Origin of the sequence: Streptomyces sp. NPDC091289 (assembly GCF_044757365.1) — a bacterium.
Lineage (GTDB): Bacteria > Actinomycetota > Actinomycetes > Streptomycetales > Streptomycetaceae > Streptomyces.
Window position 1 is genome coordinate 156,069 of the sequence record NZ_JBIVUT010000020.1, and the last position, 12,755, is coordinate 168,823.

The 12,755-nt window shown below is 68.4% G+C and carries 13 protein-coding genes and 1 pseudogene; 4 read left to right on the top strand and 10 right to left on the bottom strand.

Annotated elements, in window-relative coordinates; translation table 11 throughout:
• Together ACIQPT_RS26260 and ACIQPT_RS26265 are read right to left on the bottom strand one after the other, a co-directional pair.
• Positions 1–684: a hypothetical protein gene (locus ACIQPT_RS26260; RefSeq protein WP_401159083.1), complete on the bottom strand. Its 684-nt coding sequence runs from the start codon at positions 682–684 to the stop codon at positions 1–3.
• Positions 685–745: 61 nt separating this feature from the next.
• Positions 746–1,507, bottom strand: a complete 762-nt coding sequence (locus tag ACIQPT_RS26265; RefSeq protein WP_401159084.1) for a class I SAM-dependent methyltransferase — start codon at positions 1,505–1,507, stop codon at positions 746–748.
• A 96-nt stretch (positions 1,508–1,603) separates the two neighbouring features.
• Between ACIQPT_RS26265 and ACIQPT_RS26270 the strand changes: the two genes are divergently transcribed.
• Positions 1,604–2,224, top strand: coding sequence for a CGNR zinc finger domain-containing protein (locus tag ACIQPT_RS26270; RefSeq protein ID WP_164614994.1), 621 nt, complete (start codon positions 1,604–1,606; stop codon positions 2,222–2,224).
• Here the strand turns inward: ACIQPT_RS26270 and sodX are convergent.
• The gene (gene sodX / locus ACIQPT_RS26275) at positions 2,137–2,565 is read right to left on the bottom strand and encodes a nickel-type superoxide dismutase maturation protease (protein WP_401159147.1); all 429 of its coding nucleotides are present in this window, start codon (positions 2,563–2,565) and stop codon (positions 2,137–2,139) included. The two genes, ACIQPT_RS26270 and sodX, sit on opposite strands and share 88 nt — an antisense overlap.
• Before the next feature lie 188 nt (positions 2,566–2,753).
• On the opposite strand from sodX, the gene sodN reads away from it, so the two are divergent.
• Positions 2,754–3,149: a superoxide dismutase, Ni gene (sodN, locus tag ACIQPT_RS26280; RefSeq protein WP_164614990.1), complete on the top strand. Its 396-nt coding sequence runs from the start codon at positions 2,754–2,756 to the stop codon at positions 3,147–3,149.
• Positions 3,150–3,156: 7 nt separating this feature from the next.
• On the opposite strand, the pseudogene ACIQPT_RS26285 reads toward sodN, so the two are convergent.
• The 6 genes and pseudogenes from ACIQPT_RS26285 to ACIQPT_RS26310 form a co-directional block, all read right to left on the bottom strand.
• A pseudogene (locus ACIQPT_RS26285) lies at positions 3,157–3,495 on the bottom strand (tyrosine-type recombinase/integrase); the annotation flags it as partial.
• Between the two features lie 260 nt (positions 3,496–3,755).
• A complete protein-coding gene (locus ACIQPT_RS26290) occupies positions 3,756–5,180 on the bottom strand; it encodes a hypothetical protein (protein ID WP_401159086.1) in 1,425 nt (474 codons plus the stop codon).
• Between the two features lie 123 nt (positions 5,181–5,303).
• Positions 5,304–5,849 (bottom strand): HAD domain-containing protein, encoded by a 546-nt coding sequence (locus tag ACIQPT_RS26295; RefSeq protein ID WP_401159087.1) that lies wholly within the window; start codon positions 5,847–5,849, stop codon positions 5,304–5,306.
• A gap of 15 nt (positions 5,850–5,864) precedes the next feature.
• On the bottom strand, positions 5,865–6,557 hold the full coding sequence (locus tag ACIQPT_RS26300) for a class I SAM-dependent methyltransferase (RefSeq protein ID WP_401159089.1): 693 nt from the start codon (positions 6,555–6,557) through the stop codon (positions 5,865–5,867).
• A complete protein-coding gene (locus ACIQPT_RS26305) occupies positions 6,558–7,469 on the bottom strand; it encodes an aminoglycoside phosphotransferase family protein (RefSeq protein WP_401159091.1) in 912 nt (303 codons plus the stop codon).
• Positions 7,470–7,547: 78 nt separating this feature from the next.
• A complete protein-coding gene (locus ACIQPT_RS26310; protein ID WP_401159093.1) occupies positions 7,548–8,297 on the bottom strand; it encodes a hypothetical protein in 750 nt (249 codons plus the stop codon).
• A gap of 203 nt (positions 8,298–8,500) precedes the next feature.
• On the opposite strand from ACIQPT_RS26310, the gene ACIQPT_RS26315 reads away from it, so the two are divergent.
• Positions 8,501–9,856, top strand: coding sequence for a tetratricopeptide repeat protein (locus ACIQPT_RS26315; protein WP_401159095.1), 1,356 nt, complete (start codon positions 8,501–8,503; stop codon positions 9,854–9,856).
• A gap of 1 nt (position 9,857) precedes the next feature.
• Positions 9,858–10,388, top strand: coding sequence for an NUDIX domain-containing protein (locus ACIQPT_RS26320; protein WP_401159097.1), 531 nt, complete (start codon positions 9,858–9,860; stop codon positions 10,386–10,388).
• Positions 10,389–10,913: 525 nt separating this feature from the next.
• On the opposite strand, the gene ACIQPT_RS26325 is transcribed toward ACIQPT_RS26320, so the two are convergent.
• On the bottom strand, positions 10,914–12,701 hold the full coding sequence (locus ACIQPT_RS26325; protein WP_401159099.1) for a serine/threonine-protein kinase: 1,788 nt from the start codon (positions 12,699–12,701) through the stop codon (positions 10,914–10,916).
• Positions 12,702–12,755 lie beyond the last annotated feature (54 nt).

A 12,755-nucleotide genomic window follows, 5' to 3' on the forward strand; every position in this document is an offset into this window, starting at 1 on the left:
TCAGCCCTCGGGCAGCACCTCGGGGCCGGTGACCAGCTCCTTCACCTCCTGACGGGAGAGCGGCGGCTCCGGAAGAAGCGGGCCCAGGGTGCCGGAGCCCTCGAAACCGGTGCTGGAGCGTACGAGGAACCGGGAGCCGTCCGCCTGCGTGAGCCGGCCGACCAGTTCGGGCCCCCAGCCGACGCTGTCGTCGCCCTCGTGGTCCATCGCGTCGTGCCACGTCGCCAGCACCCGGCCGTCGGGGAGCACCTCCCGCTCACAGTCGGTACGGGCCGGCTCCTGGCCCACGCGGACGCAGAGGTCCTCGGCCGGATCGGCAGGGCGGCCCGTCTTCTTCTCCACCGCCTCCCGGTCCTCCAGGGTGAGCACCAGGTAGCCGACGCCGCCGCCCTTGCGGAACGCGTACTGCCCGTCCAGCGGACCGAGGAAGGTGGTCCGTGCCTGTTCGGGTGTCGCCTTCTTGATGAGCGCGAGGAGTGGGACCTCTTCGGTCTCCCCCACCTCCGGCGGCAGCAGCGCGGCCAGCCGTTCGGCCTTGTCGGGTGCGTGGTCCGGCGAGGAGGCGGACGGCCCGGGCGACGCCACCGAGGTGTGCGCGGTGTCCGCGTCACCGCCCGTCCGGGGCAGGGCGAACGCCCCGGCGGCGACCACCGTGAGGGCTGCCGCGGAGACGGCGGCCCGCATCCGGGCCCCTCTCCGTTGTCCGCATGCCCCGCCCCTCTCGCCGCCGTACGCGGCCTGCCGCCTACTTCACGGCCAGCACCAGCGAGTCCGAGGGCGACGCCCAGACCGCGCGGGCCTCACCGAAGCCGGAGGCGATGAGGGTACGGGCGTGCCAGTCGGCGGAGGGCATGTCGCCGTCCGCGTGCTCGCCGTAGATCGCGAACCGTTCGGCGGTGGGTGCGGCGAGGACCGGGTCCTTCGCGGCGACGGCCCACCACTGGGCCCAGTCCAGCGCCCCGGCGGCCTTGGCGCGGTCCATCGCGGCGTGCCGGTGGGCGCGTTCGGCGGCGTTGATCCGGGGCGTGCCGGTGTCGATCATGTGGTCGGCGTTCATGAACACCCCGCCGTCCCGGACAAGACCGCCGATCTGCCCGTACAGCGTGGCGAGCGGCTCGCTGTGCAGCCAGTGCAGGGCGGTGGCGGTGAGGACGGCGTCGTACGAGGTGTGGGGCAGCCGGGCGGTCCAGTCCGGGTCCTTGAGGTCGGCGGTGACGAAGGTGACCCGGTCGTCGCCCTCGAAGGTGCCGCGGGCGATGGCCAGGAGTGCGGGGTCGAGGTCGACACCGGTGCTCGTGGCCTTCGGGAACCGCTTGAAGAGCCGGTCCGTAATACTTCCCGTACCGCACGCGAGGTCGAGCACCCGCGGTTCCGGTCCGACGACCGCCTCGACCATGTCCAGCATCACCCGGAACCGCTCCTCGCGGTCGGGCATGTACCACTCCTGCTGCCGGTCCCAGCTCTCCTGCCAGGACTGCCAGTCGGTGCCCGTAGCCGTCTCCGTCACGTCAGCCTCCACGTCATACCGTAATACCCGTTATCACCAACCGACCATTACACTGGCCGATGCCCCGACTCTAGACCGACACCGTAAGGACTACAAGTGGAACTGGCCTATTACTCGGACTACGCCGTGCGCCTGGTCAACACCGAGGAGCCGGCCCGTAACAAGGACGCCCTCACCTCGGTCGAGGCGGTCCGGGAGCTGTTCGGCGCCAATCAGCAGGCGGCACGGCGCACGACGGACGCGGACGTGACCCGGTTCCGTTCCGTACGGGCGCGGCTGCGCGCGGTCTTCGAGGCGGCCGACGACGGCGACGAGACCCTCGCGGTCGACCTGCTGAACTCGCTGCTGCTGGAGTTCCCGGTGAGCCCGCAGATCTCGGGGCACGATTTCCGGGACGAGGACGGCCGGCCGGACTGGCACATGCACCTGGCCGACCACCCGTCGAACGCGACCGCCGGCTACGCGGCCATCGCGGCGATGGGGCTGGCCTTCCATCTCACCGGGCACGGCGTGGACCGCCTCGGCCTGTGCGAGGCGCTCCCCTGCCGCAACGCCTACCTGGACACCTCCACCAACCGCTCCCGGCGCTACTGCTCGGACCGCTGCGCGACGCGGGCCAACGTGGCGGCCTACCGGGCCCGCAAGCGCGAGGAGGCCGAGCGCACCGGCCGCAGCGCGGAGACCGCCCAGCCCAGCACCGCCGTCACCGACCGCTGACTCTTCGCCAGGGGCCGGTAGCGGGCCCGCACCCGGGCCAGCACCAGCTCCTCCGGCACGGTCCCGTAATCCGTGCTGTCCCCGCCCGCGAAGGTGTTGTCGCCCCGCACCCACCAGCCGCCGGGCCGCCGCTCGGTGGCCCGCTTGACCACCAGCAGGTCCTGCTGGAAGGGGTGACGCAGGATCACCACGTCTCCGGGGCGCACGGGCGCTCCGTACTGCACGAGCAGCAGGTCACCGTGGTAGAGCGTGGGCACCATCGAGGGGCCCGTCACCTCCACGACCTGCAACGGACGCCGCGTCACCCGCCTGCCTCCGGACACCTGTCGCCGCTCCGGCATCTCCGGCACCTCCCGGTCCTCCTCCAGCACATCGTCAGTACATCGCCCCGTGCGGGGTTCCGTACATTCGGCCGACGGCCCGATTCTCACCCCGGACTTTTGACCTAAGCCCCTGGGGCAGCCACGGAAAGCGGCGCTCCACGGAGTAATGTCCCACCTGAGAAGACGATCACGAGGAGGACAGCTCCATGCTTTCCCGCCTGTTTGCCCCCAAGGTGAAGGTCAGCGCCCACTGCGACCTGCCCTGCGGCGTGTACGACCCGGCCCAGGCCCGCATCGAGGCCGAGTCGGTCAAGGCCGTCCAGGAGAAGTACCAGGCCAACGAGGACGCGGACTTCCGCACTCGCGCCATCCTGATCAAGGAGCAGCGCGCCGAGCTCGCGAAGCACCACGTCTCGGTGCTCTGGAGCGACTACTTCAAGCCCCCGCACTTCGAGAAGTTCCCGGAGCTGCACCAGCTGATCAACGACACCCTGAAGGCGCTCTCCGCGGCCAAGGGCTCGAACGACCCGAAGACGGGCCAGAAGGCCCTGGACCTCATCGCCGAGGTCGACCGGATCTTCTGGGAGACCAAGAAGGCCTGATCTCTGGCTAGGCCGTCTGACCTGCGGTTTCGCTGGTCAGATCGCCTACCGGTCCGCACCCGGTCCGCAGGCCGCCGAGAACGGCGTCCATCACGGACCGGGTGCGGTCTTCTTCGCCCGGCCACAGATGCGCGTAGATCCGCAGCGTGATGACGGCGGACGCGTGGCCGAGGACCATCTGGACCTGCTTGACGCTCGCCCCGCCCGCGATGAGCGCGGAGGCGTAGAAGTGCCGCAAGTCGTGGGTCACCATGTGCGGCAGCCCGACGGGCTTGCGGCCCTCACGCCCGGCCGCCTCGCCCTCCGCCGCCTGGAGCGCCTTGCGGGCGCAGTTCCACTCGGTCTCGGCCACAACCCTCGATGCCTCTTGGCCGAAGTGGGCACCCAGGGGGAACTCATCCGTGCCGATCACCCCGCCGAGGTCCTCAACTGGCGCATGACGGCTCAGCCGAGCAAGCGCGTTCAGGCAGCACGCAGGCGAAGCACTGTCACCGGTACATCGCCCATGCCCACCGCGCCACACCTCTCAGCCACGCCAGTGGCCATGAAGCCCGAAGAACGCACTCGGCACCGCTGACGGTCTGGTCAGATGCTCTCGCCCCACCTTCAGAAGTGGTTCCACTCCGCGCTGGGCAGCGAGTGCCACAGGTCCAGCCAGTTATGGAACAGGAAGAGCGGTCGGCTCAGGACGGCGTTGCCGGCCCGCTGGGGCCGGATCGCCAGGCCGAGGTCGGCGAAGACCGGATCGCCAGCAACGCTGTACGCCAGGCTGCCGGGCCGTGTTGTGCGGTGGACGAGCCAGTCCTCCACGTGGGAAGGCGCGCAGCCGGTCAGCGGGGCTGTGCCCAGTCTCACCTGGGGACCGGTGAGGGCGTCCACGGCGATACACCCCAGGCGGCCTTCCTGGAAGAGGGCCCTGATCCCAGTCTCGGCAAAGTCAGCGTAGTTGAGCTGTTGGTCTTTGCCGCGATGGGAGTAGGACGACGCTGCCGATCCTTCACCGAGGGCGCTGGTGATCTCCTCCAAGGTCATTCCGAAGTGCAGGGGGCCGACTCCTATGTACGGCGTGAACGTCCACTCGGCGCGCTCCTCCTCCCTGGCGATTCGCCACGGGCTGCGGTCCCCTGCCTCGCTCCCCGGGACGGCCACGGGCGGCTCGGGTGCCGGCTCGTGCGGAGCCACCTGCATGGGCGCGGTCCGGTCCTCACACCGGCGGCCACGTCGTTCCTGAGCCGTGGTGTCCTCGGGTTGCTCCTCCAGCCAGCGGATCGCCTGCTCCTGGCCCTCCCCGAACGGGTCGTCCGCCAGAGCGTGCGCCCGGTCCAGGGCCGCGCAGTGTTCCCTCTCTGCGGCGAGGAGACCGGTGACGTCTTCTCCCCAGGCCACCAGGCGTTCCCGGGCGATCCACCGGTAGTACGAATCTGCGCTCACGGCGAGGATCGTACGGACGGCGGGTGCGTACCGGGGGACGGACGAGGTGAGGGCGGGGTCGGCCAGGAGCAGGGCGATGGCCGCGAGCGCGGCCTCCCTCACCAATGGATCATCGCCCTCGCAAAATTCCGCGATGCGGTCGTGGAGCACCGGCCGTACCGCACGGGCAGCGGCCAGATCCTGCGCCACCCCGATACCGTCCTCGACGTCCAGGCGGGCGATGTCGGCGAACGAAGCCAGCCAGTTCAGCAGTTCGGCGCGGAGCGGCCGCCGGCCGGCCCTGCGCTCCCACCGGTCTTCAGTGAGGGTGCGCGGATCATCCAGAAGACGAGCGATGACCAAGGCCGCCGGAGCGGTTGCCGGAAACACCCGCGACTGATTGAGGAGCAGCCGGTACAGATCCCCGACCGCCCGCACCCGGCGGACCGGGTCGGCGGCGAGCACCGCGCCGAGGATGTCAGGCGTGTCGGGCACACCATGCCGGCCCGTGCAGAAATGCGGCAGCTCCTCCCAGGCGGTTCCGGCGAGTTCAGCCTGTGCTGCGGGTGCCAGGGAGCCGGCGGAAACATCAGGAAGGTCCGGGGGCGGTTCGTTGATCACAGCCGCAGTGTTCCAGCCGACACCAACATCAGCGGCGCCAATACGTGCCACGGACCGCATACAGCTCACGCACGAGCAACACCCTGATGCCCTCGCTGCTCGCGACACCCAGGGCCTCAGTCGTCAGACGGCGCGGGCTGTGGGTAACTGCGAGACCCATGTCGTGAGCTCGGTCAGGTGCTCGGGCTGCAGCCCGAGATGTGGGTCGGGCTGAACGATGAGGGTCGGCGTTCCCCTGGCGGTGCGCTCCGCCGCCCAGGCGTGGTCGAGGCTGGTGAAGTCGTCGTCGATCCAGACGGCGGGGCCGTCTGCCAGCCAGTCGTTGACGTGGTCACGTTTCCAGAGGTAGCCGTCGGGGTGGCTGGTGGTGATCTGGGGGCGAGGCAGGTCGAGGTAAGGGAAGTCGGGCAGCCCCAGGAGAGGGCCGATGATCGTGGTGGCGTCCTTGCGCCAGCTCGTGCACCACACGGGGGTGACGAGTCCGCTGGTCACGAGGTCGGTGAGAATGCAGCCCTGGCTGGGGTCGAGCCAGATGGGGACGGGGTCGTCGGGGTGCCGGCCGGTGGGCAGGACGGTGTGGCGGACGTGGGTGGGCGGGGTGCTGCCGTCGGCGGCCGGGAAGGGGATGAGGACGCCGTCGATGTCCAGGAGCAGGTAGGGCAGGGGCATCATTGCCTCCGTCGGTCAGCGTTTGCGGGCGGTGATCAGGAGGGTGGTGGGCCACGGGTCTCGGCGCGGGTGCCGCAGCTCCACCGCCGAGGTGACGCCCAGGCCAGTCCGGGAGAGGTGGGCTCCCCAGCGTCGTGCGTCGAACTCCCATCGAGCGAGGGGCAGTCGGGTGCGGTCGGGCATGGTGACGTAGTCCTCGCGCGGACGGTCGTCCGTGGATGGATGTCTTCCGGCCCGTGCCGGGTGAGGGACGGAGAAGGCCAGCACACCGCCAGGCTTCAGGCGTCGCGAAATGGCGGCGAGGAGGAGCTCGGGGGCGACGAGGCCGACGGCGCCGAAGACGGAGTAGATCGCGTCGAAGGTCTGGCCGGTGGCCTGCAGGTGGTGCAGTGCGTGGCCGGCGGCGAACGTGACACCGTCGATGTGGCCGTAGTGGGAGCGGGCCCGGCGTACCTGGAGGCCGATCAGGTCCACGCCGGTGGCGCGGGCTTGGTGGTGTTTCGCGAGGTGGGCCACGTTGTGGCCGGGGCCGCAGCCCAGCTCCAGGACGCGTTTACCGGACAGGTCCCGTCCCAGGACCTCGGCGCCGGGACCGATGCCCGCGTGGGTGCTCCATTCCATCCGGGACGGTGCGGTGAGGGCGTGCGCGGGGGCGGCGGCTGTGCGCTGGGCTGCGTGGGCGTACCAGGGGGAGGTCTGGGCGAGCACCTAGACCTCCAGGAGTTGGACCACGTCGTTCAGATGGCGGCGGACGACGGAGATGTACGCGGGGTCCTTGGCCGGTTCATCGATCCAGCGGATGGCCTGCTCCATGAACCACTCCACGGCCCACATGCGGTGCCAGCCCAGGGCCCATGCCTCGGCAGCCAGGCCGCCCCGGGCGGCGAGGGCGTCCTCATGACCGCCTGCGGTGACGTACTGCTCCAAGAACACCCGCAGTCGGAAGGGGCTCGGCACGTCGGTGGTGCCGTGGTAGGAGGCGAGGTCGATCAGGCCGGGGCCGGTGAAGGCGCGGGCGAAGTCGAGGAGGTGCCAGCCGTTCTCCCCGACGTGGACGCTCGTGGGGTGGAACTCGGAGTGGACCCAGCCGAAGGGGTCGAGCGTCGCACCCTGGACACGGGCCTCGGCTGCGGCGGAGATCTTCCCCAGCGTGGTCTCGATGTCGTCGCAGTCCGCCCAGCGGTCAACTTTCCGCAGCCGTTGGAGGTGATCGAGGGCTCGGCCGGGCAGGGCTGCGAGGCCCGCCCCGTCGAGGAGGGGCAGACCGCCCGCGGGGCGGGCGGCGTGGAGCATGACGGCGGCGGCGACACCGTCGAGGTCGTCGGCGTCCCGTACAGGAGTGGCGAGGTCGTCCATGAGCATCCCGAGCCACTTGTCCTGCATGGCGGTGGCGTGGAGCGCGGGGACCGGGAGCTGGCGCTGGTGGGCCATCCGCAGGGCCTGGGCCTCGCGATCGAAGGGCTCCTTGGCGTACTTGAAAACGGCTGTGGTGCCGTCGGGGAAGGTGACGCGTTCGACGCCGGACATGCCCCAGACGCGAATCTCGGTACGTTCGGGGAGGGGCTTGCCGATGAGAGCGCACAGGTCGTTCAGCAGGGTGGCGGACAGGCGCTGGGCCATGGGGGTCTCCAGGGGACTGGTGGGCTCCGGGGCGGGCGCGCGCGAGCCGGCCCGCCCCGGAGCCGTACTGGGGGTGGGTTACTCGGCTGCGGTCACGCGGTGGGCGTAGACTTGGTCGATCCAGCCCGCCTTGAACTCGGCCAGGTCGTCACGGAAGTTGGCCATCGAGGCACCGTAGGGCGCGACGACGCCGCCGGACTGGTCCGGCACGGACTGGCAGCCGTGCACGAGTCGGCCGCCGAGCGCGGCGTGGGCTTTGATGGACTCGATCCGGCGGTGCTCGTTGAACCAGCCGCCGTGGTAGACCTCGTCCAGCGTTCCGCCCGTTGCGTCGTCCAGGTCGAAGACGACGGACGTGGCGGCGGGGAAGAACCAGCACGGACCGACGTTGGAGATGTGCCCGTCCAGCTCCACCTTGTTGAGCGCCATCAATGTGGCCGCCTCGCGCAGCATCCTCAGGTGCTCGGCAGTGATCTGCGGGAGGCCGAGGCCTGCCAGGTGCTCCTCGCGGAAGAGGTACGAGTACACCCCGTACGCCGTCGCCAGCACGCGGGCCGCGTCGGAGGTGGACTCGCCGTGGTTCTTGATGAAGTCGAGCGCGAGCTGCTCGACCGCGCTCTCGGTCGTCTCATCCACGTCCAGGAGCTGAGCCTTCACCGACTCCCAGTCGGCGACGAGCCAGGTGCTGGACTCGAAGCGGAAGAAGTACTCGGCCGGGTCGATGGTGATACGCCGGCCGTCCACCTGGATGCCGGGCAGGCGGTTCCAGCGCGGGTCGAAGGCGTCGGGCAACTCGACCGTGATGGTCGCGGTGTCGATAGTGGTCACCGTGTCTCCGTCTCTGAATCGTCCGGACCGGGGCACAGGAATGCCCGAGCCCGTTGGGGCGTACGGAACTTGGGAGCCACCCGGCCCGCGATGCCGTGAGTGGGGCGGCTGTCGATAAGTGAACCGCCCGCTACGCAGAGTGGGTACGGTGTGACCGAGGTCAAGGGGTATACACGGTTTACGGATCCGGAGCGGAGGCGATCATGCCGACACCGACCAGCGCCAACTCCCGCCTGCGCGACACGATCAACGCCGCCGGGTGCACGTACGAGGCACTCGCCAAGGATGTACGCCGCATCGCCGCCGAGAACGGCGAACTGCTCCAGACCAACAAGTCGGCCATCTCCCACTGGGTGGTCGGTGCCCGCACGCCGTCCGGCCAGGCAGGCCAGTACCTCGCCGAAGCCCTCTCCCGGCGGCTTGGCCGCGTCGTCACCCGAACAGAGCTCGGCCTCCACTCACCCGACACGGAGTCGCCACCGGACACCGACCCCGTCACCGCGGTCACCGACCTCGGCCGCGCGGACGTCGAGCGCCGCCGCTTCCTCGCCATCGCCGCGTTCACCACGGCCGGCGTGGCCATGCCGCTCCTGCACGATCACGAAGCGACCTCGCGGATGCTCCGTGCCCGCACCGCCCGCTCCCTCGTCGGCAGCGACGACATCGACGTCGTACGACAGATCACGGCAGCCTTCAGCGCCGCCGACGAACGGCTCGGCGGCGGGCACGGCCTGACCACAGTCACCGCGTACCTCGCCGACACGGCAGCCCCCATGCTGCGCGGACGCTTCCCCACAGAAGTCTTACGGCAGGCCGCCTTCGGCGCCGTCGCCGAACTCGCCTACCTCGCAGGGTGGAAGCACCACGACCTTGGACACGAAGGCGCTGCCCAGCGCTATTACCAGGTCGGTTACCAGCTCGCCTGCGAAGCCGACCCCCACGGCCATGCCGCCTGGATGATGCGCGCCCTCGCCCACCAGTCCCTCAGCCTCAAGCAACCCCACCACTGCGTGGACCTCGTCAAAGGCGCGCTCGCGCGCGGCCTCGGCCACGTGGACGGCCAGACAGAAGCGCTCCTCCACATCACGCACGCCCGCGCCTACGCAGCGGTCGGTGAGAACCCCTTGGCTGCTCGTGCTCTCCTCGCCGCCGAAGACGCACTCCTGCGCGAGGACGGTCCCCAGCCCAGCTTCTCCCGCGTCAGTGGCCCTGCCGCCGGCACCGTGGCCAGCCACACCGCCCGCACGCTGACCGACCTCGCCGACCACATCGGTACGGAACAGCAGCACCGCGACGCGTTCGCCCGCTGGGACCCGGAGAAGTACAAGCGCGTCCACGCCCTCACCCACGCCGACCTCGGCGACAGCCTCGCCGCCCAGGCCCGCGCCGATGAAGCTGTCGCGGCCTGGGCCCAGGCCCTGGTCCTCATGGAAGGCATGACCTCCGACCGCACCCGCAAGGCGATCACCTCGATCCGCTCCACGCTCGCGATCTACCAGCGCCGCCGCGTCCCTGGAGCGGCAGATCTCGCCCGCCGAACCCGCGAGGCCCTCGCCTAACATGCCCAACAACCCGCCCGACGAAGGGAACCCCGTGGCCCAGCAGACCGACAACCGCCCCCCGGCGCTCAAGCCGGCACTCGACTCCATGACCCTGCTGGTCGCGGCCGTCATCGTCCACGACAAGGCCACCAACCGCGTGGTCCTCCTCCAGCGCAGCAAGAACGCCAAGTTCGCCCAGGGCAAGTGGGACCTCCCCGTCGGCAAGAGCGAACCGGGCGAGCCCATCACCGAGACCGCGGTCCGCGAGCTCTACGAGGAGACCGGCCTCACGGTGAAGCCGGAGGCCCTGAAGGTCGCCCACATCATCCACGGAGCCTGGGGCGTTGAATCCCCCAACGGCTTCCTCACCGTCGTCTTCGCCGCCGAGGAATGGACCGGCGAACCCGAGAACCGCGAACCCCGCAAGCACTCCCAGGTCCGTTGGGTCGACGCCGCCGCAGTACCCGAGAATTTCGTCGACACCACTTCAAGCGCCCTTCATCGATACCTCACGGGAGGCCCGGAAGTCTCCCTCAATGGCTGGCGATAGATGCGCCCAAGTAATTTGCAGCCAGATGCTCCGCCGTGCGTCCTCGGACCGAGAGACAACTGATGCCCGTACCTCACCAACTTCCGTCGTCGGCACAATCCACTCCCAGAGGGCTGTCGCGCCGCCACCGCTTGGCCAGGATGCACCCGTGACAAGGTCATTTGACCCGTGGAGCTGGGAATGGCGTCGGCTCCGGTGCCTTGCAGGCTGCGGTGACCCTGTGAATCGCAATGTTCACGCATGGGTGGAGCTGTACGGGGCTCAATCCGGAAGTTGGCTCGCAGCGTCCCGCATAGACGCGGGACAGGGATTCGCCGACCCACTTCCGCCCCCAACTGGTGAGCCGCTGTACATGCTGGGAGTTGCACACCGAACCTGTCTGAACTCAGCCATCAAACTCCTTCGGCAAGGACGTGCGGTTCTCGATCAGCCCCTTCAAGAGGCGTTTGTCGACGTGCCAACTCCGGCGAAAAGGGCCTCGGATCAGGCACCACTCCACCCCATGCCCACCCTTGAAATTTGGACTCAGGGCAAGCGCGTGGGGGAGCCGAGGATCTTCCCGAGCGTGATGGCCACGTCGAAGTCCCGACACCATGTGAGTGCGACGAGGTCGTCGAACTCCGCCTCAGGGCGTAGCAGATCGAGGACGTCGGCTTCGAATACTGAGCCCGGTTCTGCCAGGTCGAGCGCCTCTTCGCGGAAACAGCGGTACGTATCGCGTGACCGGAACATGACCGAGTACTCACCGTCTACGAGCTCTCCCACGGAGACATCCCACTTCTCTTCCAGTGCCTGCAGCGTGTTGGCGACGTGGTCGGCGTTGAACGGCTCGGCCAACAGATCCACTCCCACCGCTTCTCGGGCCGAATTCAACGGAAGTGTCTCGTCCCAGATCACCGAGAGGTGGTGCTCGAAACCGATGTCCTCACGAATAGTTTTGTCGAATTCCAGGTAGTCGGTGTCCAGAACCGTACGCATCCAGCGGGTAATCCAAAGGATCGGGGCGCTGATCAGATTCGCCCGCAACGAGCCATCACCTTCACCGTAGACAGATTCGCGGATGCTCGTCAGCAGCTCTTCGCAGTGGTAATCCTTGCAGAACCGGAACAAGTGAGCCGACCGCCGCGGCAGACCACCCCAGCGCGAAGACTGAGGGAGGGGGAAGTCATCCAGAATCTTCTCCAGCTCGCGTTGGAGTCCCGGCTTGGCGGCCGACAATACGAGAGCGTCGTCGTTCTCGCCCCACTGCACGGCGCCCTCATAATCGAACTTCGCCTTGCACGAGGCATATATAACGGCTTGAGCACATGTGTTGAACAGCTCCGCGCTCACCCGATAAGCAACCTCGCAGTGATAGTTGAGGTTAAATCGGTCGAGCTCTCTGTCGGTGACCCGCTCGAAGACATGCTTCGCCGACAGTACGTCTCTGGCGGCACGGCCGAGGATTCGCTCGACCTCGCCGGACGAGCTGTCGGCGGACCCTTCGTTGGGGCTCAGATCGTCGGAGATCTCCTCGATTGCCGAGTCGAGCCGCTGAAGTGTCACCCGAAGCATGCCGCGTACGGTATCGATGCGGAGCCGCTGCGCCTCGTCTTGGAGCAGCATCTGTTCAACGATCAGGTCGAGGTCGGCCAGGAAGGGGTAGCGGTTGCGCACAAGCGCGTGCCGTCGCCCTCGGGCGTTCTGCTTCGTGAACATCTCGGTTATGACGAGGCCGAGCGCAAAGATGTCCGCCGGCTTGCCGATACTGAGGGCGTTGTTCCTCACCATCTGCTCGGGAGCGAGATAGTTTCGGTTCACCAGGAGGTCTCCCCGGTTCGTGAGCGAGGAGTCCTTGAAATGTGCGATGCCGAAGTCGGCCAGGACGAGCCGACGCGCATCATGGTCGACGAGGACATTCTCAGGTTTGATGTCGCGATGCACTACGCCGTCGCCGTGCACGTACGCGAGCGCATCGCAGAGCTGGCGCACGTAGTCGAGAAGCACGTCAGCATCGGTTTCGTCGTTGATCACTTGTCGCAGCGTCATAGGGTAGAAGTCCATGACGTAGTAGAAGAAGTTCGCGTCCTCTGAGCGCGCGTGGATACTCACCACGTTCGGGTGGCTCGATGTCTGCCCGTACTCGATCTCCTGCTTGAAACGCTTGTTGCGAGCGGAGTCCGCCTTGCTGTCCTTCTTAATCTGTTTGACTGCGAACACCTGACCGTCGGGCCTACGGCGGACCTTCCACACCACGGCTGATCCGCCCCCTCCCGGAGTTGAATCGCGCTCGTAAGTGACTCCGTCGATGATGAACGGTTCGTTCTTCGGCATGAAACCACCCTACTGACCCTCAGGTCGGTGACGTCGGCTAGTTACCGCCCGGAC